General features: G+C 72.9%; 19 protein-coding genes and 1 pseudogene. 9 read left to right on the forward strand and 11 right to left on the reverse strand.

Going from position 1 to position 23504, the window contains the following annotated elements:
* The 3 genes and pseudogenes from ACWERV_RS12840 to ACWERV_RS12850 form a co-directional block, all read left to right on the forward strand.
* Positions 1-937 (forward strand): annotated as a pseudogene (locus ACWERV_RS12840) (glycoside hydrolase family 92 protein); the annotation flags it as partial.
* Positions 938-1115: 178 nt separating this feature from the next.
* Positions 1116-1712 (forward strand): thioredoxin family protein, encoded by a 597-nt coding sequence (locus tag ACWERV_RS12845; RefSeq protein WP_452932122.1) that lies wholly within the window; start codon positions 1116-1118, stop codon positions 1710-1712.
* Complete coding sequence (locus tag ACWERV_RS12850) at positions 1709-2248, forward strand: hypothetical protein (RefSeq protein ID WP_452932125.1); 540 nt, start codon at positions 1709-1711, stop codon at positions 2246-2248. Before ACWERV_RS12845 ends, ACWERV_RS12850 begins: the two co-directional genes overlap by 4 nt.
* A 46-nt stretch (positions 2249-2294) precedes the next feature.
* Here the strand turns inward: ACWERV_RS12850 and ACWERV_RS12855 are convergent, their stop codons facing one another.
* From ACWERV_RS12855 to ACWERV_RS12865, 3 genes are all read right to left on the reverse strand, one after another.
* Positions 2295-2705, reverse strand: a complete 411-nt coding sequence (locus ACWERV_RS12855) for a DUF6221 family protein (RefSeq protein WP_452932127.1) — start codon at positions 2703-2705, stop codon at positions 2295-2297.
* A 135-nt stretch (positions 2706-2840) separates the two neighbouring features.
* Positions 2841-3557 (reverse strand): G1 family glutamic endopeptidase, encoded by a 717-nt coding sequence (locus ACWERV_RS12860; protein ID WP_398191426.1) that lies wholly within the window; start codon positions 3555-3557, stop codon positions 2841-2843.
* Positions 3558-3784: 227 nt separating this feature from the next.
* Positions 3785-4066: a Smr/MutS family protein gene (locus ACWERV_RS12865; RefSeq protein ID WP_452932379.1), complete on the reverse strand. Its 282-nt coding sequence runs from the start codon at positions 4064-4066 to the stop codon at positions 3785-3787.
* Between the two features lie 338 nt (positions 4067-4404).
* Here ACWERV_RS12865 and ACWERV_RS12870 point away from each other — a divergent pair, with 338 nt between their 5' ends.
* Both ACWERV_RS12870 and ACWERV_RS12875 read left to right on the forward strand, forming a co-directional pair.
* On the forward strand, positions 4405-6942 hold the full coding sequence (locus ACWERV_RS12870; protein ID WP_452932130.1) for an MGH1-like glycoside hydrolase domain-containing protein: 2538 nt from the start codon (positions 4405-4407) through the stop codon (positions 6940-6942).
* Between the two features lie 360 nt (positions 6943-7302).
* Complete coding sequence (locus ACWERV_RS12875; protein WP_452932133.1) at positions 7303-9927, forward strand: PA14 domain-containing protein; 2625 nt, start codon at positions 7303-7305, stop codon at positions 9925-9927.
* Positions 9928-10079: 152 nt separating this feature from the next.
* On the opposite strand, the gene ACWERV_RS12880 is transcribed toward ACWERV_RS12875, so the two are convergent.
* The gene (locus tag ACWERV_RS12880; RefSeq protein WP_452932135.1) at positions 10080-10928 is read right to left on the reverse strand and encodes a LysR family transcriptional regulator; all 849 of its coding nucleotides are present in this window, start codon (positions 10926-10928) and stop codon (positions 10080-10082) included.
* 103 nt (positions 10929-11031) lie between these two features.
* Between ACWERV_RS12880 and ACWERV_RS12885 the strand changes: the two genes are divergently transcribed.
* Entirely contained in the window at positions 11032-11775 is a 744-nt protein-coding gene (locus tag ACWERV_RS12885; RefSeq protein ID WP_452932137.1) for an SDR family oxidoreductase, read from the forward strand.
* A 95-nt stretch (positions 11776-11870) separates the two neighbouring features.
* Entirely contained in the window at positions 11871-13727 is a 1857-nt protein-coding gene (locus ACWERV_RS12890) for a WD40 repeat domain-containing serine/threonine protein kinase (RefSeq protein WP_452932140.1), read from the forward strand.
* A gap of 22 nt (positions 13728-13749) precedes the next feature.
* Here the strand turns inward: ACWERV_RS12890 and ACWERV_RS12895 are convergent, their stop codons facing one another.
* The 3 genes from ACWERV_RS12895 to ACWERV_RS12905 all read right to left on the reverse strand — a co-directional run bounded on the left by ACWERV_RS12895 (position 13750) and on the right by ACWERV_RS12905 (position 17698).
* The gene (locus ACWERV_RS12895) at positions 13750-14316 is read right to left on the reverse strand and encodes a TetR family transcriptional regulator (protein WP_452932142.1); all 567 of its coding nucleotides are present in this window, start codon (positions 14314-14316) and stop codon (positions 13750-13752) included.
* Positions 14313-15830, reverse strand: a complete 1518-nt coding sequence (locus ACWERV_RS12900; RefSeq protein ID WP_452932145.1) for an MFS transporter — start codon at positions 15828-15830, stop codon at positions 14313-14315. Before ACWERV_RS12900 ends, ACWERV_RS12895 begins: the two co-directional genes overlap by 4 nt.
* A 236-nt stretch (positions 15831-16066) precedes the next feature.
* Positions 16067-17698 (reverse strand): hypothetical protein, encoded by a 1632-nt coding sequence (locus tag ACWERV_RS12905; RefSeq protein ID WP_452932148.1) that lies wholly within the window; start codon positions 17696-17698, stop codon positions 16067-16069.
* Positions 17699-18009: 311 nt separating this feature from the next.
* Here ACWERV_RS12905 and ACWERV_RS12910 point away from each other — a divergent pair, with 311 nt between their 5' ends.
* Positions 18010-18471: a lamin tail domain-containing protein gene (locus tag ACWERV_RS12910; protein ID WP_452932151.1), complete on the forward strand. Its 462-nt coding sequence runs from the start codon at positions 18010-18012 to the stop codon at positions 18469-18471.
* Between the two features lie 72 nt (positions 18472-18543).
* Here the strand turns inward: ACWERV_RS12910 and ACWERV_RS12915 are convergent, their stop codons facing one another.
* Positions 18544-19425, reverse strand: coding sequence for a PhzF family phenazine biosynthesis isomerase (locus tag ACWERV_RS12915; protein ID WP_452932154.1), 882 nt, complete (start codon positions 19423-19425; stop codon positions 18544-18546).
* A 95-nt stretch (positions 19426-19520) separates the two neighbouring features.
* On the opposite strand from ACWERV_RS12915, the gene ACWERV_RS12920 reads away from it, so the two are divergent.
* Positions 19521-20456, forward strand: a complete 936-nt coding sequence (locus tag ACWERV_RS12920; RefSeq protein WP_452932157.1) for a LysR family transcriptional regulator — start codon at positions 19521-19523, stop codon at positions 20454-20456.
* A 52-nt stretch (positions 20457-20508) separates the two neighbouring features.
* On the opposite strand, the gene ACWERV_RS12925 is transcribed toward ACWERV_RS12920, so the two are convergent.
* The 3 genes from ACWERV_RS12925 to ACWERV_RS12935 form a co-directional block, all read right to left on the reverse strand.
* Positions 20509-21357: a class II fructose-bisphosphate aldolase gene (locus tag ACWERV_RS12925; protein WP_452932160.1), complete on the reverse strand. Its 849-nt coding sequence runs from the start codon at positions 21355-21357 to the stop codon at positions 20509-20511.
* A 154-nt stretch (positions 21358-21511) separates the two neighbouring features.
* The gene (locus ACWERV_RS12930; RefSeq protein WP_452932163.1) at positions 21512-22471 is read right to left on the reverse strand and encodes a DMT family transporter; all 960 of its coding nucleotides are present in this window, start codon (positions 22469-22471) and stop codon (positions 21512-21514) included.
* Positions 22468-23460 carry an N-acetylglucosamine kinase gene (locus ACWERV_RS12935; protein WP_452932166.1) on the reverse strand — a complete coding sequence of 331 codons (993 nt, stop codon included), beginning with the start codon at positions 23458-23460 and terminating at the stop codon, positions 22468-22470. The genes ACWERV_RS12930 and ACWERV_RS12935 overlap by 4 nt, the downstream gene beginning before the upstream one ends.
* Positions 23461-23504 lie beyond the last annotated feature (44 nt).

A 23504-nucleotide genomic window follows, 5' to 3' on the forward strand; every position in this document is an offset into this window, starting at 1 on the left:
CGCGAAGGACGCCCCGCCGTCCTTCCGCACCGGTGAGGCGCCCTTCTTCGCGGCCGCCTCGCCCACGTCCGTGAAGATCGAACCCGGCAGCTCCGCGCCCGCCTCGCTCGCGCTGTCCACGATCCAGGACAAGAAGACCAAGGTGTCCTGGAGCGCCACGGCCCCGGCGGGCATCACGGTCTCCCCCGCGCGCGGCACCGCGACCGTCTCGGCGAAGGCCGCCACCACCGCGAAGCTCACCGTCGACGCCGCCGCCGGTACCAAACCCGGCGTGTACGCGGTGCCGTTCACCCTCACCGCCCAGCACGGCGCCACCGCACCGACCGTGTGGCTCAGCGTCACCGTGGGCGTGCGCGGCTCCGTCACCTGGTACGTGAACAACAACGGCATATCCGCCGACGACAACGACCCGAAGGCCGACTTCGACGGCGGCGGCTGGAGCTACTCGGCGAAGGCCCTCGCCGGAGCCGGGGTCACGCCCGGCGGCACCGTCACGGCCGACGGCTTCGACTTCACCTGGCCCGACGTCGCGCCCGGCGCGCCCGACAACATCGTCGTGGGCGGCGGGGACCAGGTCCTCGACGTCTCGAAGAGCGCGGCCGGTGCCACGAAGCTCAGCCTGCTCGGCAGTGCCGCGTTCGGCGACACCTCCGGAACCGTCACGCTCACCTACGCCGACGGCTCCACCCAGCAGGCCGAGATCGGCTTCAGCGACTGGACGCTCGGCGGCGGCGGGGGCACCCCCTCCTTCGGCAACACCGTCGCCGTGCACACCGCCTACCGCGACGTCATGGGCGGCTCGACCGACCCGGTCGGCACGGACGTGTTCGCCACCGCCCCGATCGCCCTCCAGCCCGGCAAGCAGCTCGCGTCCGTGACACTGCCCGCCACCACGCAGGGCGGCGACATGCACGTCTTCGGCATCGCCACCGCCTGACGGCTCCGCCGGACTGGCCCACCCACGCCGCCCCGCCCCGGTCCGACCCCGGCCGGGGCGGCGTGCCGTCCGGGCACCGCGGAACCGCTCGGCCGACGCGGATCCGGCCGCCGAACCGCTGCTACAGTTCGCTGACCGATCATGGCCCGGGGGGGCCTCTGACAAGGTGGGGTGCCAGATGGGCAGAATGCGGCGGCTTCGGCTGCTCACGGTCGCGGGCGCGGCGACCATGGTGCTGGCGGGCTGCGGATCGGGCTCCGGCCCGGCGTCGGGGCAGCGGGAGGTCGCAGGCGGCGACGCTCCCGTCACGTCCGCCGCGCACCCGACGACGACCCCGGCCGCGCCCGCGCCCGATCCCACCACCGCGGCGCCGAGCCCGGCCCGTGCCGAACCCGAGGGCTACGACCCGGCCCGCGACGCCGCCGCCGACATCGCCGCGGCGAAGCGGGCCGCCGCCAAGGACGGCCGCCCCGTGCTCCTCGACTTCGGCGCCGACTGGTGCCCGGACTGCGTGGTGCTCGGCAAGGTCTTCACCCGCCCCGCGACGGCCGAGCTGCTGACCGGTTACCACGTCGTCCGGGTGGACGTAGGGGAGTTCGACCACAACCTGGACCTCGCGGCGCGCTACATCGACCTGCGGACCAGCGGCATCCCGGCCCTCACCGTCCTGAACCCCGCAGGACACATCCGGGTCGCCACCAACGCGGGCGAGTTCGCCGACGCGCGCAGCATGCCGGAGTCGCAGGTGGACGCCTTCCTCAAGAAGTGGGCGTGAGAGGGCGGCATCTCGGTGCGGCCGCGACCGCGCTCTGCTGCGCGCTGGGTGCGGTATCCGGCTGCGCCCGCGCCGAACCCACCCGCGCCGAAACCGCCCGCACCGGGGCGTCGTTCACCGACGGCGGAGTGACCGTCCACGTCACGCTGGAGCGTTCCGGGCCGACGACCGTCGAGGTGACCGCGACCCTGCGCCCGCAGCGGCCCGGATTCCACCTCTACAGCCTCTCCCTCCCCGACGGCGGTGTCGACGGACTCGGCATCCCCACCCGCCTCGCGGTCTCGCCCCCGCTCACCCCGTCCGCACCGGCCACCGCCTCGGCCCGTCCGTACGCCCTGCGCCTCCCCGAACTGGACGTGACCCTCCCCGTCTACCCCGACGGCCCCGTCGTCCTCCACCTCCCCGCCCGCCTGCCGTCCGCCTCCCCCGGCACGACGGCGCACCTCCGCCTCACCTACGGCGCCTGCTCGACCACCGAGGGCTGCCTCGTCCCGGTCCGCGACCACCCTCTGACGCTGGCCCTTCCGGGCGGCTGACCCGCCACGGGGGCCGTCACGGCGTCACGTCCGGCAGCGCCCTCGATCAGCCGCGTCGAGGCGCCTCGGCCTCGGGGACGGGCGGCCGCCGAAGGGGGTAGTCGGGGTGGCCGGCGTAAGGCGACGCGAAGTCGAGGAGGTCGTCGCACGGCCACGGATCGCCGTCGTACTGGCAGTCGTCGCGGTCGTCCCAGGGGAGTTCGGGATCGCCGACGGCCGGGCTGAGTCCGTGGCGGGCGAGTACCCGCCGCTTGGCCTCGACCTCCCGCAGGACGCGAGCCGGGTCGTGCAGCGCCACATGGGGGGCGACCGCGGGCGGGAGGCCCGCGCGCGCTTCCCGACCGAAGTCGACCGTGTACCCGTCCGCGGTCCACTCCCCGCCGCCTTCGCAGCGTCGGGCCAGATCGGCGTCCTCGTCCAGCCGTGCGTGAAGGAACGTCACCAGTTCTCGGCTCATGGGGTGATCCTGGACGACGCGCGGCGTCCGATCACCTGATTTCCCGGTACGGGCGCCTCCCCCTGGGGCGCGGGTCCCGGACGCACAGCCGGGCTTCGTGCGCTGGGGCGGGTGAGCGCCCCAGCGCGGGGACGGCTACTCCCGGAGGTACGTCTCGCTGAAGCTGGTGCCGCTGGAGCCGAGCGCGCCGGTCCGGGCCTCGTAGGCGCCGTTGGAGGGGTCGAGCGCGACCGGGCTGAAGGATCCGAGGGAGCTTCCGTTGACCGTGGCCGAGGTGAAGTTGAGGGTGCCGAAGTTCGGGTAGGCCCCGGTCGGCGACTCGATGATGACCTCGGCGCTGAGCCGCTGGGCGGACAGCGACTTGGTCGTGGTGTAGGTCCAGCCGCGGGTGGAGTCGGTGAGCTTCAGGGTGTACTTGTTGCTGGCGGCGTAGGTCACCGAGGCGGTGATGTGGTCGCCGGCCGACACCGGGTACGAACTGAGGCTCAGGTAGACCGGGTTGGCCGGGTACATCTCGTACCAGGCCTGGTGCACGGGCCTGCCGCTGGAGCAGTCGGTCGCCACGCCGGTCTGCTCCACGGTGGACGAGCCGTAGCCGTCGATGCCGACCCAGGGGGCGTAGAGGTCGTCGGTGGAGTTGCAGGTCGCGTTCGCCTCGGTCCAGGCCGCCGAGACCGAGGTGAAGCCGCTGCCCGTGGCGGCGTAACCGCCCCAGTTGTAGCCGTTGATGTTGTAGTGCAGGGGGCGGAAGGACAGGGCCGGTGCGGCAGCCGCGCCGATCGGCACGGCGGTAGCGGCGAGGGTGGCCGCCGCGACCGCGACGGTGGAGGCGCGGGTCAGGAATCTGCGCATGCTGGCTCCTTCGTGGGGGTTCAGAATGCTCAAGGCGCCGCCCCTGGGCCGCGTGGGGAACGCGAGGCGGCAGTACAGATTCACCGATCGTCATGCACCTGTCAATACGCCCTCGATGCGGAGCGTCGCCGAACCGCCACACCCGCGAACGGCCTTGGGCGCACGCCCGGACGCCGCAGGCGGGACCGCCACCAGGAGCGGGACGCGGCCCGGCCCCGGGAGCGCGCTCAGCGCATGTGCACCAGGATCCGCCCGGGGTTGTCCGGATCGACCTCCACCCGGGCGTAGAGCTTCCTCAAGTGCGCCTGCCCCAGGGTGGTCAGCACCCGCTGCCGGAGCGCGCCCGTCCCCTTGCCCGGGATGACCTGCAGCACGTCCTCCCCGGTGGCGGCGGCCCGGAACAGCGCCTGACGCAGCGCCACGTCGAGGGACCGGTTGTTCCGGAAGATCGGATGCAGATCGAGGGTGATCAGGGCGACCGCCTCCCACGGGTAGCCGTACGGCCGCAGCCTACGGCAGGCGCGGCGCGACCGCCCCCGCCCACGCCCCGCCGCCGTACCGGCCGCCCCGGGCGGCGTCCGGAGCCACCGCGCGGCAGGCGCGCCGTCGCCATGGCCGTCGCCGTCGCCGTCGCCGTCGACCCGGTCCGATCCCCCGGAGGGAGAAGCCCCTTTGCCGTGCTCACGGCCCGCGGATTCCTGCGCGAGGGGTGGACACGGTCAAAGGACCGTGCTCTCATACTCGCGATGTTTTCAACGTTGTAAGACCGCTGGTTCGACGGTCGCTAAACCCTCACATTGCCCGTTTGCACACGCATCCCGTATGCGCACCGCATCAGGAGGAAGCAATGTCGGAGCAGACCTCACCGGCCGGGGAAACCGCCTCCGCCCGGCCGGGGGGACTCAGCAGGCGTGCGATGCTGACGACCGCCGCCGGCGCGGGCGTGGCGGCCGGAGTCTCCGGAGCCCTCCCGGCCGCGAGCGCGTGGGCCTCCCCCGGGGCGCGGCCGCCCGCGCCCGGCGGCGCGCACCGGCCGCCGCTGGACGTGTCCGGGCTGGCCCGTGACCGCTACGGCAGCGACGCCGCCTGGTTCGCGCAGAACATCCCCTTCATCGACATCCCCGACCAGGTCGTCGCGGACACGTACTACTACCGGTGGGCGGCGTTCAAGAAGCACCTGCGCAGCACCACCAGCGGGCAGCTGATCACCGAGTTCATGCCGTCCGTGTCGTGGGAGGGCCCGAACGGCACGATCGACGCGGCCGTCGGGCACCACCTGCACGAGGCGCGCTGGCTGCACGACCGCACCTACGTCGAGGACTGCCTCGCCTGGTGGCTCGGCGGCGGGGGCAACCTCCACCAGTACAGCAACTGGCTCGGCGAGGCGCTCTGGGCCGACTACGAGGTGAGCGGCGACGCGCGGGTCCCCCTGGCGCACCTGGACGCGCTCACCGCCGATCTCGACGCCTGGAGCCCGCAGTTCGACGCGGACAAGGGCCTGTACTGGATCGTCCCGGTCAACGACGCGACGGAATTCACCACCAGCGGCCTGGACGTCGGGGACGGCTGGGGCGGGCAGGCGTTCCGCCCCACGTTCAACAGCTACCTGTACGCCCAGATGCGGACGATCGGCCGCGTCGCCGCGCTGGCCGGGGACCGCGCCACGGCGGCAGACTACGCGCGGCGCGCCGCCCACCTGGCCTCCCGGGTGCAGGACATGCTGTGGAACCCGGACTTCCAGCAGTTCACCGACCGGTTCGGCCCGCAGTACCAGGACCGCTACTTCGGCTTCGTCAGCGGACCGGAACTCGCCGGGTACGCGCCCTGGTACGTCGGACTCCCCGACGCCCGCTTCGACAGTTCGTGGCGGAACCTGACCGACCCCGGCCGGTTCGCCGGGGCGCACGGGCTGCGCACCGTCTACCCGGACTCGCCGTACTACCTCGTCCAGCACCGCACCCCCGGGCAGTCTCCCGGCGAGTGCGAATGGAACGGCCCCTCCTGGCCGTTCCAGACCAGCCAGGTCCTCACCGGCCTGGCCAACCTGCTGAACGACCACCCGCAGCACGCGATCGGCAGCGCCGACTACGTCGCCCTCCTGCACCAGTACGCGGCCCAGCAGCGCAAGGACGGCCGCCCGTACGTCGCGGAGAACCTCGACCCCGACACCGGGGCGTGGATCGCCGACTTCCCCGGCCGCAGCGAGCACTACAACCACTCCACGTTCGCGGACCTCGTCATCTCCGGGCTGCTGGGCCTGCGCCCCTCCTCGGACGACACCCTGCGGGTGCGGCCGCTGGTCCCCGCGAGCTGGGGGTATTTCGCGCTGCAGAACGTGAGCTACCACGGGCACCGCGTCAGCGTCGCCTACGACCGCGACGGCACCCACTACGGGTCGGGCCGCGCGGGCCTGTCGATCTGGGTCGACGGGGAGCTGCGCGCCTCCGGGCGGCCGCTGACGGGCGCGAGCGTCAGCATCTCCCGCGCGCGTACCGGCAGGCCCGCCCCGCTCGCCAACTACGCCTACAACGCGACGGGGCAGGGCTTCCCGCTGGTCACCGCCTCGTCCTCCGCCGACGGGACGCCCGCGCCGCTCGGCGACGACGGCCGGGTCTGGTTCGACGCGGCGCCGGTCGGCCGCTGGGTGTCGCTGCCCGAGGACGGCAGACCGGTGTCCTACGAGGTCGAGCTGGCCGGTGACGCCGTGGTGGGCGCCGCCCGCGTCCACTACTACGACGACGGCTCCGGGGTGCGCGCCCCGGTCCGCCACCACCTCCAGACCTGGCGGGACGGCGGATGGCACGACGTCCGGACGCTGCCCGGCGGCCCGGCCGAGCCGCTGCCGAACACCGCCACCGCGCTGTCCTTCCCGCCCGTCCGCGCGTCCCGTTTCCGGCTGCTGGCGGTGCCGAGGAGCGGCGCGGCGGTGGGCATCGCCGACCTCGAACTCCTCGGCGCACGCGGCCAGCTGCCCGGCGTCCCGGCCGGAGTGCACCGCTACGAGGCCGAGGACGCGGTGGTCACCGGCGCGGCGATATCGCGCGGGGGCGTCGGCGCCTCCGGCGGCGGGTATGTCGGCGGGATCGACGGCGCGGGCAGCTCGGTGAGCTTCCCGGCCGTCGCGGCCGCCGCCACCGGGACGTACCGGGTGGGGCTGCGCTACGCCAACGGGCTCGGCCCGGCCACCTACCGCGTGACCGTCAACGGGACCGGCGGATTCACCGTGGACCTCCCCCCGACCGGCGGCTGGGGCGCCAGCGGCATGTGGAATCTCGCCTTCGTCGAACTGCCGCTGACCGCCGGGCAGAACGTCGTCACGTTCGGCAAGGGCACCGACTACGCCGAACTGGACTTCGTGTTCGTCGAAGGCGGGCCGGTGTCCTGACGCCGGTCCGCCCCCCTCACGCCGCGGCGCCGCCCGGTCCGTCCGGAATTTCCGGCAGGCCAGAAAAATCGGGGCGCCGCGGAGCGATTCATGTCGCGTGTTTTCCACCCACCGTGACGGAATCTCATTCGATGCTGCACGGAGTCGCGCTCCGGCATGCTCCCGTGAGCGCCGCGCAGCCGATCCGTCCTCGACAATCACCGCGCGGGGGGTAGACGTCACCCCGGGGTCCTGCTTTCATCCTTCCCGGTCCAAGTTTCCAACGTTGGAAAACTGGTGGAGGCCCACACCTCCGCCAGTCCTGCACGCCGGTTCCTCCCACGGAGAGGTGTATCCGCAGTGAGATCAGGCATATCCCGCATGCCGAGAACACACCGATTGGCCGCCCTGGTGCCGCTGCTGCTGGGCGCGGCACTGATCACCCCGGCCACCGCCGGGGCCACGCAGACGTCGGCCGCCGGCACGTCCGCGGCCCCGGCCGCCGACGCCCCCCAGGGCCTGCGCGCCGACTACTACCTCAGCTCCGACGCCACGTCGCTGGACTTCGCCCAGTACAGCAGCACCGGTGTCGAGAAGTCCCTCAACGTGCCCGACCTGCTGCCGACGCTGCGCGACAACGCGGGCTCCACCCTCAACGTGGCCGCGCACTGGACGGGCCGGCTCGACGTCCCGGCCGACGGGACGTACACGTTCTACATCAAGGGCGACAACGGCTTCCGGATGTCGCTCGACGGGGCGAGCGTCATCGACCACTGGACGACCGACTGGGACGTGCAGACGCAGTCCGAGCCGGTCACGCTGACCGCCGGCCTGCACAGCCTGGCGTTCGACTACAACCAGGGCAACGGCGGCGCGTACATCACGACCGAGTGGTCGGGCCCCGGGATCAGCCGGCAGGCGATCCCCGACTCCGCGCTGCACCTGCCGGAGGGCTTCACCCCGCCCACCGTCGACGCCGCGGTCACCTCCTCGGGCAAGACCGCGACCGTGCAGCTGCCCGGCCCGGTCGCCGCCCTGCCGCCCGACCTCGGCAAGCACCTGGCCGTCATCGCGGGCAGCAGTCGGTGGACGCCTGACATCGATGTCAACCCCGCCGACCACTCGCAGCTGCTGCTGACCGCGGGCGCGTCCGACATACCCGCCGCGCTCAAGTCGAAGGTGCGGGTCAGCTACGATGGGCAGGGCGGCCTGACCACCTCCGCCGGACCCGTCCCGCTGTTCTCCGGCCTGGCGGTCAACAACTCCACCTGGTACTTCGCCACCAAGTGGGCCAAGGACGTCAGCCCGGCCAACGCGCTCCCGGACTACCCCCGGCCGCAGCTGACCCGCGACCGGTGGCAGAACCTCAACGGCACCTGGCAGTTCCAGGCCACCGACGAAAAAGCCCCGCTGCCCACGAGCACGCTGAGCGGCTCGATCCTGGTGCCCTACCCGATGGAGGCGCCGCTGTCCGGCGTCGCCGAGCACCACGACTGGTCGCTGTACCAGCGCACGTTCTCCGTCCCGCGGAACTGGAAGGTGGGCTCGGGCAGCCGGCTGCACCTGAACTTCGGCGCGGTGGACTACGAGGCCTGGGTCTACGTCAACGGCAAGCAGGTGGCCCACCACGTCGGCGGCTACGAGGCGTTCACCGCCGACGTCACCGACGCCCTGGCCGGACGCGGGCCGCAGACGCTCACGTTGAAGGTCAAGGACACCACCGATCCCAGCACGCCGACCGGCAAGCAGTCGCGTGACCCCAGCGGCATCTGGTACACCCCGTCCTCGGGCATCTGGCAGACCGTCTGGATGGAGCCGGTGGCGCAGGCGAGCATCGACTCGCTCGTCCTGACGCCGAACCTGTCCGACGACACGCTGGCCGTCACCGTCCGCCCGGCCGCGGGCACCCCGGCCCGGTCCCTGGTGAGCGCCACCGCGTACGCGGGGAACAAGCCCGTGGGCACGGTCGTCGGCACTGTGGGCAGGAAGCTCACGCTGCACGTCCCGCACCCGCAGCTGTGGAGCCCGGACCACCCGTACCTGTACGACCTCAAGGTCCGCCTCACCGACGGCCGTTCGTACGACGAGGTCGGCTCGTACTTCGGCATGCGGTCGGTCTCCGTCGCCCAGGTCGGCGGCGTGAACAAGATCGAGCTGAACGGCAAGCCCACCTTCCTGCTGGCCAACCTCGACCAGGGCTTCTGGCCGGACGGCATCTACACCGCGCCGACCGACGCGGCGCTCAAGTCCGACCTGGAGCTGGACAAGCAGCTCGGCTTCAACACGGTGCGCAAGCACATCAAGGTCGAACCCGCGCGCTGGTACTACTGGGCCGACAAGCTCGGTCTGATGGTGTGGCAGGACATGCCGAGCCGCAACGAGGGTCCGGGCGCGAGCGCGGCCGACGACAAGGCGTTCGACGACCAGGTCCACGCGATCGTCGACCAGCACATCAGCACGCCGTCCATCGTCGTCTGGACCATGATGAACGAGGGCTGGGGCGAGCAGTCCAAGGAAGCCACCGGCGCGCTGTCCGACGCGGTCGAGCAGCAGGACCCGAGCCGTCTGGTGGACTCCGCCTCCGGCGTCAACTGCTGCGCCTCGCAAGGGGACTCGGGTCGGGGCGACATGATCGACTACCACGTCTACCACGGCCCGGCGTTCCCGTCCCCGGACGCCACCCGGGCCGCCGTGGACGGTGAGCACGGCGGCTACTCCCTCAACGTCCCCGGCCACATCCTGGGTGTCTCCGGCGGCCAGAACTACGGCGGTGACGCCTCCACGGTCGCGGAGCTGACCCAGGACTACGTCGACAACACCAGCCAGCTCGTCCCGGCCGCCGCCGGCAACCTGTCCGGCTCGGTCTACACCCAGCTCAGCGATGTCGAGGGCGAACTCAACGGCCTGACCACGTACGACCGCGCGGTCGTCAAGGTCGAGCCCGGCCCCGTCCGCGCCGTCAACCAGCAGCTCATCGCGGCGGGCGCCGCAGCGGGCACGCAGTAACCCCCACCCCCCGCACCACCGGGCCCGGCGGCACACCCCATGTGCCGCCGGGCCGCCTCATGCCACCGCCGTACGACCGCATCCGCGGGCGCGGCTCGGGACGGGGCCCGCGTACCTGACGGCGCACGGCTGACCGCCGAAACGCCCTCGCGTCACAGGGCGGTGGCGGCGCGGACCAGTCCCGCGACCGCCGTCGAGCGGCTGTGCGGGGGCCAGGCGATGACCGTGGTGACGTGAGGGGCGTCGGGGACCGGTACGGCGGTGAGGTCCTCGCGCACGCCGGTGAGGCCCGACTCGGGGACGATCGCGCAGGCCCGGCCGAGGGCGATGAGCTGGGTGAGCTGGGTGTGGTCGCGCACCCGCGGTCCGGGGCCGTCCGGGAAGGTGCCGTCGGGGCGGGGCCAGCGGGGCAGCGGCAGACCGGGAAGGCCGGTGACCTCGGCGAGCCGCACATGGGGGCGGTCGCCGAGCGGGTGGCCCGCCGGGAGGACCGCCACCTGGCCCTCGTGGTGCAGGTCCTCGGTGTCGAAGCCGGACGTGTCGTCGAACGGCCGGTGCAGCAGCGCCACATCGGCCCGGCCGTCGTGCAGCAGCCGCGTCTGCTCGCCCGGCCCGCACAGCACGACGTCCACGGCGACGGCGCCGGGCTCGGCGGCGTACGCGTCGAGGAGTTTCGCCAGCAGTTCACCGCCGGCCCCCGCCTTCGCGGCCAGGACCACGGCGGGGCGGCCGGTCGCGGCGAGGGCGGCCCGGCGGGTGCGCCGCTCGGCGGCCTCGACGGCGTCCAGCACGGCCCGCGCCTCCCGCAGCAGCACCTCCCCCGCCGCGGTCAGGGTGACACCCCGGCTGCCGCGCTCCAGCAGGAGGGCGCCCAGGCGCCGTTCGAGCCCGCCGATCGCCCGCGACAGCGGGGGCTGGGCGATCCCGAGCCGCTGCGCGGCCCGCCCGAAGTGCAGTTCTTCGGCGACCGCGACGAAGTACCGCAGCTCACGTGTCTCCACCCCGCCAGCCTAACCGGGCGGGCCTGGGGCGATACCCGGGCGGTATCGCCGTCCACCGAGTCGGTCTTGGACGCCCTTCCCGGCACGGAGCAACATCGGTGCCATGAGTGAGACGAACACCGGGAACCACCCCAAGGTCGCGCTGGTGACCGGGGCCAACAAGGGCATCGGGTACGAGATCGCCGCCGGGCTCGGCGCCCTCGGCTGGTCCGTCGGCATCGGCGCGCGGAACGAGGAACGGCGCGCGGCCGCCGTGGACACGCTGCGCGCGGCCGGGGCCGACGTCTTCGGCGTACCGCTGGACGTGACGGACGACGCGAGCGTGACCGCGGCGGCCCGCCTGGTCGAGGAGCGGACCGGGCGCCTGGACACGCTCGTCAACAACGCGGGGATCACCGGGGGCGGGCCGCAGGAGCCCACCACGGTCGACGTGAACCGGGTACGGGCGGCCGTGGAGACCAACGTGATCGGCGTCATCCGCGTCACCAACGCCTTCCTGCCGCTGCTGCGCCGTTCGCCGTCACCGCGGATCGTGAACGTCTCCAGCAGCGTCGGCTCCCTCACCCTCCAGACCGCGCCGGGCGCCGAGGTGGGCCCCATCGCCGTCGCGTACTCCCCGTCGAAGACCTTCCTCAACGCCGTCACCGTGCAGTACGCCAGGGAACTGGCCGGGACGCCCGTCCTGATCAACGCCGTCTGCCCCGGCTACACGGCGACCGACCTCAACGGCTTCCAGGGCGTGCGCACCCCGCAGCAGGGCGCGGCCTGCGCGATCCGCCTGGCGACCGTGCCGGACGACGGACCGACGGGCCGCTTCTTCGACGACGAGGGGGAGGTGCCCTGGTGACACGTCCCCGGTCGGGGCCGCGCCGGGGTGAGCACACCGCGTGTCCGTGACGCAAAGCCTGTGCGCGGAGCGGCGCCGTACCGGAGAATCGCCGGGTGGAGAACGGGGACGTGCTGGCCGGGCGGTACCGGCTCGAACGCGTGCTGGGCCGGGGCGGAATGGGCGCGGTGTGGCTGGGGCGGGACGAGACGGTGCTCGACCGCGACGTGGCGGTCAAGGTGCTGCACGAGACGTCCGCCGACCCGACCGCGGCGCGCAGGTTCCGGAAGGAGGCGGCGACACTCGCGGGTCTGCAGCACCCCGGCATCACCGTCGTGCACGACGCCGGCAGCCACGAGGGGCACCTGTTCCTCGTGATGGAACTGCTGCACGGCGCCGACCTGGCCCGTCTGACGGCCCGTCATCCGCGGGGCCTGCCGTTCGACACGGTGTTCGGCCTGTCACGGCAGACCGCGCAGGCGCTGGCGGCCGCGCACGCCGGGGGCGTCATCCACCGGGACCTGAAACCGGCGAACCTCTTCCTCCAGGACGACGGCCGGGTCAAGATCTGCGACTTCGGCATCGCCCGCGGCACCGACACGGTCTCCACGTTGACCGAGAGCGGCCGGGTGGTCGGCACACCCGCGTACATGTCGCCCGAGCAGTGCCGGGATCTGCCGCTCGACACCCGCAGCGACATGTACGCGCTGGGCTGCGTGATGTACGAACTGCTGACCGGGGAGCCGCCGTTCACTGCGCGCCAGCCGCTGTACGCGCTGCTGCGGCAGCACGCGGAGGTGCCCGCGCCGCCCGTGGCCGGCCGGCGCCCCGACGTCCCAGGACCGCTCGCCGACCTGGTGGCGGCGCTGCTCGCCAAGGACCCCCGGGACCGGCCGGACGCCCGCGCCCTCGCCGCCGCGCTGACCACGTCCCCGGCCCCCGCGCCGCCCGCCCGCGGACCGCTGGCGACCACCCGCCGCGATGTGCCCACCGCCCTCCGCGAACCGCCCTCGTCCGCGCCCGCACGGCCGACCGGTTTCACCCTGCTCACGGCGCTGCCCGTCCCCGGCGGCGTACGGGCGCTGGCCGTCAGTCCGGACGGCCGCACCGTGGCGGGCGCCGGACAGGGCGTCCGCCTGTGGGACATCGCCACCGGCGAGCTGCGCCGCGAGGTGTCCGGCTGGCACGGCAAAAGGCTGACGAACATGAGCGCCGTGGCGTTCAGCCCGGACGGCGGGCTGCTGGCGGCGACCCGCGCGGACAAGCTGATCAGGCTGTGGAACACGCACACCGGGGAGCCGGAGCGCGACCTGAGGCACGGCGGACCGCTGACCACCCTGCGGGCCGTCGCCTTCAGCCCCGACGGCCGGCTGCTCGCTTCCGGCGGCTCCGGCCCGATCAGGCTGTGGGACCTGCGTGCCGGCGTGCTCCACCGAACCCTGCGCAACGGCTCCGACGACGTCAACGATCTGGTCTTCAGCCCCAACGGCAAGACCTTGGCGGGCGTTTCCGACGGGCACGTCTTCGCCTGGGACACCGTCACCGGCGAGCGGCTCTTCTCCCTGATGTCCCCGCGGTCCCCTTTCCGCGCCCTGGCGTTCAGCCCCGACGGGGGTTCGCTGGCCAGCGCGGGCGTGGAGCAGTTCCATCTGCGCGACGCCGTTTCCGGCGAGCGCCGGCGGACCTTCGCCGGTCTCACCGGCGCGCGGGGAGCGAAGTACCAGGACGCCCTGTCGGTCGTCGAGTGCGTCACCTTCAGCCCCGACGGCACCGTGCTGGCCGGTGGCGGCAACGACAGGGCGGTCCGCCTCTGGGACCCGGCCACCGGCGCGGAACTCGCCGCCCTGACCGCCGCTCACACGGCCACGGTCTCCGGCCTGGCCTTCACCCCCGACGGCCGCACCCTGGCCAGCGCGTCCGGCACCTGGCCGGAGTCCACGGGCGAACTGTGCCTGTGGAGGGCGACGCCCTGAACCCGTTCGGCCCACGGCCGGATCAGGAGTCCGCGCTGCCGTGGACCGGGTTGAGCATGTCCAGTACGAGGTGGACGACGTCGTCCGTGGAGGCCTCGGCGAGCGTCCGGAACGCGCCGCCGTGGCGTGTCAGGACAATGCCGACGAAGGCGGCCACCGTGAGTTCCGCCCGCAGTTGGGGCCGGTCCAGGCCCTCGCGGGTGAACCGCTCGCGCAGGGGGTCCACCAGTCGCCAGTGCAGCTGGTCCACGGCGGTGGCGTGGACGTCGGAGTCCTCCAGCGGGGTGACCGCGGCGCGGAAGACCGGGCCGGGGCCGCGCCGGTCGACGCGGTCGACCAGCATCCGGTTGCGTTCGGGTTCCAGCAGGTCGGCCGGGCGGGCGCTGGCCCGGTCCAGGTCGAGTACGGCGATGTACAGCTGCGCCTTGCCGCCGAAGTAGCGGGCGATCAGGGCCGGGTCGACGCCCGCGCGTTCGCCGATCTCCCTGGTCGTACTGCGATCGAACCCGCGCTCGGCGAAGAGGCCGGCCGCCGCCTCCAGCAGCAGTTGCCGGGTGCGGGCGGAGTCCCGCCGTTTGGCGGGACTCACCGGCCGGACCGGCCCGGTCTCGCGGTGACGCCGTCCTCGGCGCTCTCGGCGTCGGCGATGCTCTCGTCCATCAGCTCCTCGTCCACGGTCACGGGGGACACGGCGGTCACGGGGTGCTTCGCGGCGGCGGACCGCCTGGGCAGCACGACCGCGAGGACACCGGTGACCACCCAGATCGCACAGCCCAGCCAGGCGGCGGCCTGGTAGCCGCTGTTGTCCGGCAGCATCCGGCCCGGGGCGGTGTGCGCTTCCAGGACGACGGCGCTCAGCACGCTGCCGGTGGTGTAGCCGATGGTACGCAGCACCTGGTTGAAACTGATGGCACTGCCGGTCTCGTGTGCGGGCACGGCGCTGACGATCAGGCCCGGCATCACCGCGAAGGTGCAGCCGACGCCCAGTCCGGCGATGCCCATGACCACGAACAGCTCCCACAGGCTGCCGCGGGCGAACAGGAACATCACCATCGACAGCAGCGAGATCGCGCAGCCGATCGGCAGCACCATCGCGGTGGAGGTCCGCCGGGTCAGCAGCGGCACGAGCTTGCTGGAGGCGACGCTGGCGGCGGAGAACGGCAGCAGCACCAGCCCGGTCACCAGGACCGACGTGCCGAAGCCGTAGCCGGTGGCGCTCGGGGTCTGCACGAAGCGGGTGACCATCGACATCAGCATGTACATCGCCACACCGGCTATCAGCCCGGCGACGTTGGCGGTCAGCACCGAGCGGTTGCGCAGCGTGCGCAGGTCCACCAGCGGGTGGGCGGTCCGCAGCTCGTGGAAGCCCCAGCCGACCAGCAGCGCCAGCGCGAACAGGACCAGGCCCAGCACCCTGGCCGAGGTCCAGCCCCAGACCTCGCCCTCGCTCAGCGCGAGGAGCAGCGAGGCCAGTCCGACCGCGAGCAGCGCCGCTCCGGGGGCGTCCAGCGGCCGCTTCTCCCGGGGGCCGACCTGGGGGACGACGAGCACGGCGGCCAGCAGGGCGAGGCCGCTGATGATCGCGCCGAACCAGAAGCCCGCGTGGATGCCCATCGACTCGGTGATCAGCCCGGTGAGCGGGTAGCCGAGGCCGACACCGGCCACGGTGGTGATGGAGAGCAGCGCCACCGCCGGGCGCGACCGCTCGGGCGGCAGCACGTCGCGTGCGGTGGCGATGGCCAGGGGGATGAGCCCGAGGCCCACTCCCTGCAGTCCCCGCCCGGCGACGAGGTAGCCGAAGCTCAGCGGCAGCGCCGCCAGCACGCTGCCGGCCAGCACCATGGTGATCGCCCCCAGCACGACCCGGCGCCGGTGGGGTCCGTCTCCCAGGCGGCCCATCACGGGGGTGGCGACCGATCCGACCAGCAGCGTGATCGTGAGCGACCACTGCGCGTCGGTGAGTGACACATGGTCCACGTCGGCGATGGTCGGGACCAGCGGAGCCCCCAGGCTGCTGATCACCGCGACCACCGTGCCGAGGAAGACCAGCACCGGAACCAGCGCTCGCTGCCGCAGGTCGGACCCTGTATGTCGGCCAGTCATCGACGTTCTCCCCAGGTTTGTCATCACGTGATGTCTTCATACGATGACATAACTGCGGCGCGAGTCCCAAAAGGATCCTGGTCGCGGGGGGGGCGGCCCGCTCGTGCGGCGCGTCCCGCCGGTCGCCGTCGGCGAAACGCCGACCGCGCGGCAGGTCCGTTCCGCGCGCGCACGAGCGGTACGGCCCGCCGCGCGGTCGGCGCGGCGTCCGGGACGGTTCGCCCGTCCCCTATCCCCTAGGAGAGCACCTGCACCGTCTGCGAGACGGTGCTGCCCGCGTACGCGTCGTCACCGGAGTAGCTGACGGTGTACACGGCCGGGCCCGCGACCAGGGGGACGTCGGCGATCTGGAAGGTGCCGTCGGCGGCGACCGTACGCGTACCGACGAGCGCCGGGACCGGGCCGCTGCCGTCCTGGCGGGTGACGGTCACCGTCGCGCCCGCGGGGATCGACTCGGTGGCGCTGAGCCTGCCGTCCATCTTCAGCTTCTTGCCGACCTTCGCGCGGTTCTCGAACGCCAGGTACAGCGTGGTGTCCGCCTTCGCGTCGTCCGTGACGGCGAGCGACGCCGACGCCTGCGCCGGCTGGTGCTCCTGGTCCCCGTCATAGGTGACCTGGTAGGACACGGCGCCCTCGGCGGTGACCGCGTCGGTGAAGGAGAACCGTCCACCGGCGTCCACCGTCGCGTCCGGCAGCGCCGTACCGTCCGGATCCGCGGCGTCGGTACGTGTGACGTGCACGCTCTGCCCGGCGGCGAACGGGGCCGCCGACGTCAGCGAGCCCTGCACGGTGAAGGGCGTTCCCGAGGTGGCGGCGGACGGGGCCGTGAGGTCCATCGCGGTGTCGCCCCGCTCGGGGTCGTGGAAGACGTCGAGGACCGGGTCGGTCAGGCCCTGGCCCGTGGTGCCCCCCGAGACCGCGTACAGCCGGGTGCCGTCCGCGGACCACGCCAGCCCGCTCCTGTTGACCTGCGGGGCGTACGTCCGCCGCGGCCCGGACTCACCGGGCCTGATCACGGACACCCCGACCGAGGGCGCGGTCCAGTAGCTGAAGCTCCCGGCCGCGAGAGTGCCGTCGGCCGCGACCGCGACGGACGCCGCGGGGTCGCTCAGGGTCACGGGCTCGCCGTCGGGCTGCAGATCGGAGAGCCGGTAGTACTGAACCTCGTATCCCAGCGGCACCACCACGTCCTTGCCGTCGGCGGTGACGGCGGCGTCGTAGAGGATGGTGTTCAGTTCCGTGTTCTTCCGCTCCAGCACGGGGGTCGACGTGGTGACGTCGAAGACGCCGAGCCCGCCGTTGCCGCCGTCACCGGTGACGACGAGCTTGTCCGGGTCCGCGGGGTCGGCCAGGACGTTGGGCGCCCCGGACGTCCACTCCCCCAGCCCCTCCCGGCTCACCGTGGGCGTCTGCGCCCGTACGTCCACCGAACCGATGCCCGCGTCACCCGGACTGTAGATCTCCCAGTAGCTGAACCACAGCCGCCCGCCCGCGAACGCCAGGCGCACGGGTGCGACGTCCGTCCGGTACAGCGCGGTCTGCTGGAACGTCGTGGTGCTGACCGCGGAGATCGTGGCCTGCTCGGCATGGGCGATGTACAGGGTGCGGGCGTCGGGCGACAGGGCCATCCCGGTAGCGCTGGGCTGGTTGTCGATGGTGCCGACGAGGTCGCCGTCCAGGTCGAAGACCTCGACGTAGGGCTTCTGGCCCTCGGTGCTGAGGTAGACGTGCCCGTTCGCCTCGTCCAGCAGGATGCGCGGTGACGGCGTGGCCGTGTCCGCCGCCGCCGGTGTCGCCGGCAGCACGGTCAGCGCGGTGGCCGCCAGTGCTCCCGCGGCCACGGCAAGCGTGATCTTCTGCAATCGCATGGAACCCCCCATGAATGTGACGTGCGGACACGTCGACGGAGCCTCGATCGGTCCGTCGATCTCCGCACCCCCAGGCCGCGCTTCCCCAAGCACAGCCGCACGCACCTTAGTTGACTGTTCATCATCGATCAAGAGCGGACAGGACGCGACGACCGACCGCACACGAGGCCACCGTCCCGCACACGACGGCCCCCCGCCCCGGGGCCCTTTGACCGTCCCGATTCGGTAATGACGCCCCCGGTGATGGGACATGTCCCTACTCTGGGCGATCTGCCGGGCAAGGGGACCCGGTCACGAATCAGGGGAAACGCATGCAACACACCCGTACCACCGCCGCCGCTGCCGCGCTGGCCGTCTGCGGCGCCGCCGCTCTCGCGCTGGCCGCCGCGCCCGCGCAGGCCGCGTCCGGCTCGGTCCACCTGTACAAGATCTACTACAACAGCCCCGGCGCGGACACCCGGTCGGCCGCGAGCCTCAACGCCGAGTACGTGCAGATAAAGAACACCACCAGCAAGAGCGTCTCGCTCAAGGGCTGGAGCGTCACCGACGCCTCCGCCCACAGGTACACCTTCACCGCCTACACCCTCGGCGCGGGAAAGACCGTCACGATACACACCGGCAAGGGCACCAACACCGCCACCAACCGGTACTGGGGCAGCGGCAACTACATCTGGAACAACGACAAGGACACCGCCACCCTCAAGACCTCCACCGGGGCCAGGACCGGCACCTGCTCCTACAACAGCACGAGGACCAGCTACAAGATGTGCTGACCCGCCACGCCGCCGGCCCCGCCACCACCGGGGGCGGGGCCGGCGCGACCGCGTGCCGCCGCGAGCGTCCGTTCACCGCGGCACGCGCTCGGTATCCGTGATCACCACGGCTTGGCCGCTCACGCGGACGCGTGGGTCCGTGGCGGAGGCCTCGACCTGGAGCAGGCTGGGGCGGCCGAGGTCTTCGCCCTGGTGGATGGTGAAGGCGCCGGAGGGCGGGAGGGTGGCGAGGGTGCGCAGGTAGCCGCCGAAGGCGGCGGCCGCGGCGCCGGTGGCCGGGTCCTCGACGACGCCGCCGATCGGGAAGGGGTCGCGGGCGTGGAAGACCTCCGGCCTCTCGCGCCAGACCAGCTGGAGCGTGGTCCAGCCGTGGCGGTGCATGATCGCGGCCAGGGCGTCGAAGTCGTAGTCGAGGTCCGCGAGGCGCTCGCGGGTGGCCACGGCCAGGACCAGGTGCTCGTTGCCGCCGAAGGCGACGTGCGGCGGGAGCGCCGGGTCGAGGTCGCCGGGGGACCAGCGCAGAGCCGCCAGCGAGGTGCTCACCTCCTCGCCGGTCGCCGGCCGGGAGCGGGTGGGGACGCTGGTGAGCGTCGCCGTCACGGAGCCGGTGGGGTCCGCGGTGGTGTCCAGGGCGATCTCCCCGACCGGTGTGTCGAAGACGAGCGGGCCGGGGCCGTACCGTTCGGCCAGCGCGACCGCGGTGGCGACGGTCGCGTGCCCGCAGAAGGCGACCTCGGCCAGCGGGCTGAAGTACCGCAGCCGGAACCGGCGTGCCCCGTGGTCCGCGGCGGTGACGAACGCGGTCTCCGAGTAGCCGACTTCGGCAGCGGTCGCGAGCATGGCGGCGTCGTCCAGCGCGGCCGCGTCGAGGACGACACCGGCCGGGTTGCCACCGGCAGGATCAGCGGTGAAGGCGGTGTAGCGCAGGATGTCGGAGCGTGTCTGCAGGTTCATGCCCCTACCGTGACAGCACCCAGGCATCCCCACAAACGATCGTTGCTGATCGGAAGCATCGGCTCACCCGATGGCAAAAGGCTAGGGTGCAGGGCATGGACACCCGACTGCTGCGCACCTTCGCCACCGTCGCCCGGACGGAGAACCTGACCGCCGCGGCCGAGCACCTGCACCTCGTCCAGTCCACCGTCACCGCGCAGGTGCAGGCGCTGGAGAAGGAGTTCGGCCTGCGCCTGTTCGACCGGCTGCCGCGCGGGGTGGTGCTCACCGGCGCCGGACGCGAGGTGCTGGCGCAGGCCGAGGCGGTGCTGGAGGCCGAGTCCCGGCTGCGGGCGGTCGCCGCCTCGGCAGGCGGCGCGGGCGGCCAAGTGACCGGACGCGTCGTGCTCTCGGCCGGTGAGACGCTGGTGTCCGCGCGGCTGCCGGCAGTCATCGCCGCACTGCGGCGCAGCCACCCCGGGATCGAGGTGGACCTGCGCACGATGGGAACCGCCGCCGCCGTCACCGCACTCCGCGACGGCGAACTGGACCTCGCCCTGCTGCTGGAGGACGAGACCGCCTTCCGCGACATCGAGTGCACACCGCTGGCCCACGAACCGCTGGTACTCGTCTGCGCTCCCGACCACCCCGTCGCCACCCGCGACGCCGCCGGTTCGCCCGCCGGTTCACCTGCCGACGCGCCCGCGGACTGGGCGGAACTCGCCCGCGAGGACTACTTCCTGCACGAACAGGGCTGCTCGTACAGCGACCGCTTCATCGAACGGCTGCTCACCGCCGCCGAGGACGCGCAGCCCAGGATCACGCGCTTCGGCAGCCTGGAGGCCGCCAGGTCCTGCGTGGCCGCGGGCCTCGGCCTCAGCCTGCTGGCCCACGTCAACGTCTCGGACGCGCTCGCGTCGGGCCGCCTGACGCAGGTGCCCGGCACGCGCTTCCCCGACGTCACCGTGCAACTGGCCCGCCACCGGCGGCGCTGGCTCTCCCCCGCCGCGACCGCGCTCACCGCGGAGCTGCCGCGGCACTTCCCCCACTGAGCGCGACCGTACCGAGGTGCGCCGCGCCCGCCCGGTCGGCGACGGCCGCAGCTCAGCCGTTCACCACTCCGAGCAGCGCCCGCACCGTCTCCGCCATGGCGTCGCGGCCGCTGGTGACATAGGGGCGGGGGTCGGTCAGGTCCGGCCTCGCCGCCAGGGTCTCGCGGACCGCGCGGGTGTAGGCGATGTTGAGGGCGGTCCCGATGTTGACCTTCGCGATTCCGGCCCGGACGGCGCGGCGCAGCTCCTCGTCGCCGACGCCCGATGAGCCGTGCAGGACCAGCGGTACGGGGACGGCCCGGCGGAGCCGTCCGATCAGCTCGTGGTCCAGGGCGGCCGAACGCTCGGTCATCGCGTGGCTGCTGCCGACGGCGACGGCCAAGGCGTCCACGCCGGTCCGCGCGACATAGTCCGCCGCCTCCACCGGGTCGGTGCGGACGCCGGCCGCGTGGGCGCTCGCGGGGGCGTCGGGCTTGCCGCCGACGTAGCCCAGCTCGGCCTCCAGCCACACCCCGGCGCCCTGGGCCCACTGCGCCGCGGCGCGGGTGGCCGCGAGGTTCTCGGCGTACGGCTGCGCGCCGGCGTCGAACATCGCGGAGGAGAAGCCCGCGTCGGCCGCCGTGCGCAGCAGGTCCATGTCCGTGACGTGGTCCAGGTGCAGGGCCACGTCGATGTCGCACGTACGGGCGACCTCGGCCGCGGCGCGCGCGATCGGCGCGACCCGCCCGCCGTGGAACCGCACGGCGTTCTCGCTGATCTGGAGGATCACCGCGGCGCCCGCCGCGGACGCGCCCGCGGTGATCGCCTCGGCGTGCTCCAGCGTGATCACGTTGAACGCCGCGACGGCCCGGCCGGTGGCCGCGGCCTCCGAGACGAGGTCACGCGTCGGAACCAGGGACATGGGGCAATCCCCTCGCTTTCATGTCGCTTTGACGGCTGATGGGTGAGGGCTGATGGGTGAGGGCTGATGGATGGCGGGTGCGTGCGTGCGTGGGACGCGGTGCGGCCGGTGCGGACGAGTGTCACATCCGTACCGGCCGCCGCAGGGGTGGTGATCAGAGCTTCTGCGCGGCGGAGGCCGCGCCGACAGGGGTGTCGTCGTCCAGGGCGCCCGGGGCCACGGAGTCCGCGCCGTCGCCCTTCTCGTCGCTGTAGACCATGAGCGTGGAGCCGCCGAGGGCGAGCACGATGCCGATGGCGCCCCAGATGTTGGGCAGCGTCTGGTAGACGGCCAGGGACAGGATGATGGTCAGCACCGGCGCCAGCGCGTTGGTGACCGGGGCCACCACCGAGGCCTTGCCCCGGCTGAAGGCCATGACCAGGAACAGCGCGCCGACCGCGTTGAGGACCTGGGTGACGGCGGTGAGCGTCGGCGCCTGCCACGGGTAGTCGGTCGGGAATCCGCCCGCCATCGCGAGCGCCACCGGGACCAGCAGCAGACCGCTGATGGTCATCCAGCCGAAGGTCGTCGCGTCGTTCACCCCGACGAGTGCCGCCTTGCGCATGCAGAACGCCTGCACGCCCCAGGCGACGCAGATCCCGATCGCCATCAGCAGCCACGGACCGTGCGCGTGCGAGTCGCCGCCGCCACCGGGGATGCTGAGCAGCACGATCGCCACCAGCGCCAGCACCACGCCCACGACCGCGAGCCGGGTGATCCGCTCACGCAGCAGCGCCATCGCCATGAGGACGGTGATCACCGGGGAGAGCGACACCAGCGGGAAGATCAGGTACGCCGGGCCGTCGGCGAGCGCCCGGAACAGCAGCAGCTGTCCTCCGGCGCCGGTCAGTCCGGCGATCAGCCCGTACACCGCGGCGATCGGCCGCCGGTCGAAGGTGTTGCCGCGCATCGCGAAGTACGCGGGGATGAGCATGGTGAACGCCCAGATGACGTAGATCATCTCGTTGGGGTAGTCGTACCGGCTGTTCGGCTCGCTGGAGAAGGCACCCCACACGCCCCAGAACAGGACGAGCAACGACGCGTACAGGATCCAGCTCTTCTTGGCGTTCTTCATCGGTCGTCCTCTCCGGAGACGGGGGAACCGGGGCTCTCGCGCAGTGCGCCGAGCGCGGTCCGGGGCAGGGGGGTACCGGCGAGTTTCGCCGCGTACAGGGCTGCGCCTACGACCGGCTCGTAGAGAGGGCGACGCAGTTCATAGGTGGAGAAACGATTCTTCAGTCCGGCGGTGAAGGCCTCCAGGACCTGGCCGGCGCCGAACGTGCCGCCGGAGTAGGAGACCGGGACCGTCTCGTCCGGGCCGAACCCCAGCCGCTCCCGGGTGACATCGACGAGCCGGGCCAGTTCGTGGCCGGCCTCGCGGAGGATCGCGGCGGCGGCGGCGTCGCCGAGGTCGGCCGCCTCGGCGACCGGGCGGCTGAGCGCGGCGATCCGGCTCCGGTCCCCCTGCCACCGGTTGTGCACGACGTCGATCACGTCGAGGTCGGAGGCGAGCCCCAGGTGGCGCCGGAACACCCCGCCGAGGGGGCCCTCCGGCAGCCGCCCGTCGCTCATCCGGGAGAAGGCGTTGAGGCCGCGGACCGCGATCCAGTACCCCGAGCCCTCGTCGCCGAAGATCTCGCCCCAGCCGCCGACGCGGACGCCCTCGCCCTGCCGCTCACCGTACGTCATCGAACCGGTGCCGCTGATGACGTTGATGCCGTCGACCGCGCCCAGCGATCCCGCCCAGCCGCAGACCATGTCGTTGTCGCAGGCGTAGCGGTCGTGCCCGAGCACTCCTCGCGGTGTGGCGTCCAGCACGGGCAGGTCGCCCGCCGCCTCGCCGTAGCCGGGCAGCCCGAAGAAGGCGTACTCGATGTCGGCCGGGGCGATCCCGGCTGTGGCGCAGATCGCGTCCACGCCCTCCTTGAGCACCCGCTCGACGAGGCCGATGCCCTGCGAGAAGTAGTACGAGCTTGCCGCCTGTGCCCGCGCCACCACGCGTCCGGACCGGTCGACCAGGCAGAACGCGGTCTTCGTACCCCCGCCGTCGACGCCTAGGAACATCGTTGTACCTCCGTCCGGCGCACTCGTTCTGCGCCGTTTGATCT

The sequence above is a fragment of the Streptomyces sp. NPDC004031 genome (assembly GCF_053604375.1).

Excerpts from the sequence above, each read along its gene's own strand:
- ACWERV_RS12915 (WP_452932154.1), bottom strand. The coding sequence starts at position 19,425 with ATGAACCTGCAGACACGCTCCGACATCCTGCGCTACACCGCCTTCACC.
- ACWERV_RS12930 (WP_452932163.1), bottom strand. The coding sequence starts at position 22,471 with ATGAAGAACGCCAAGAAGAGCTGGATCCTGTACGCGTCGTTGCTCGTC.
- ACWERV_RS12905 (WP_452932148.1), bottom strand. The coding sequence starts at position 17,698 with ATGCGATTGCAGAAGATCACGCTTGCCGTGGCCGCGGGAGCACTGGCG.
- ACWERV_RS12935 (WP_452932166.1), bottom strand. The coding sequence starts at position 23,460 with ATGTTCCTAGGCGTCGACGGCGGGGGTACGAAGACCGCGTTCTGCCTG.
- ACWERV_RS12860 (WP_398191426.1), bottom strand. The coding sequence starts at position 3,557 with ATGCGCAGATTCCTGACCCGCGCCTCCACCGTCGCGGTCGCGGCGGCC.
- ACWERV_RS12875 (WP_452932133.1), top strand. The coding sequence starts at position 7,303 with ATGCCGAGAACACACCGATTGGCCGCCCTGGTGCCGCTGCTGCTGGGC.
- ACWERV_RS12885 (WP_452932137.1), top strand. The coding sequence starts at position 11,032 with ATGAGTGAGACGAACACCGGGAACCACCCCAAGGTCGCGCTGGTGACC.
- ACWERV_RS12910 (WP_452932151.1), top strand. The coding sequence starts at position 18,010 with ATGCAACACACCCGTACCACCGCCGCCGCTGCCGCGCTGGCCGTCTGC.
- ACWERV_RS12870 (WP_452932130.1), top strand. The coding sequence starts at position 4,405 with ATGTCGGAGCAGACCTCACCGGCCGGGGAAACCGCCTCCGCCCGGCCG.
- ACWERV_RS12925 (WP_452932160.1), bottom strand. The coding sequence starts at position 21,357 with ATGTCCCTGGTTCCGACGCGTGACCTCGTCTCGGAGGCCGCGGCCACC.
- ACWERV_RS12855 (WP_452932127.1), bottom strand. The coding sequence starts at position 2,705 with ATGAGCCGAGAACTGGTGACGTTCCTTCACGCACGGCTGGACGAGGAC.
- ACWERV_RS12900 (WP_452932145.1), bottom strand. The coding sequence starts at position 15,830 with ATGACTGGCCGACATACAGGGTCCGACCTGCGGCAGCGAGCGCTGGTT.
- ACWERV_RS12845 (WP_452932122.1), top strand. The coding sequence starts at position 1,116 with ATGGGCAGAATGCGGCGGCTTCGGCTGCTCACGGTCGCGGGCGCGGCG.
- ACWERV_RS12920 (WP_452932157.1), top strand. The coding sequence starts at position 19,521 with ATGGACACCCGACTGCTGCGCACCTTCGCCACCGTCGCCCGGACGGAG.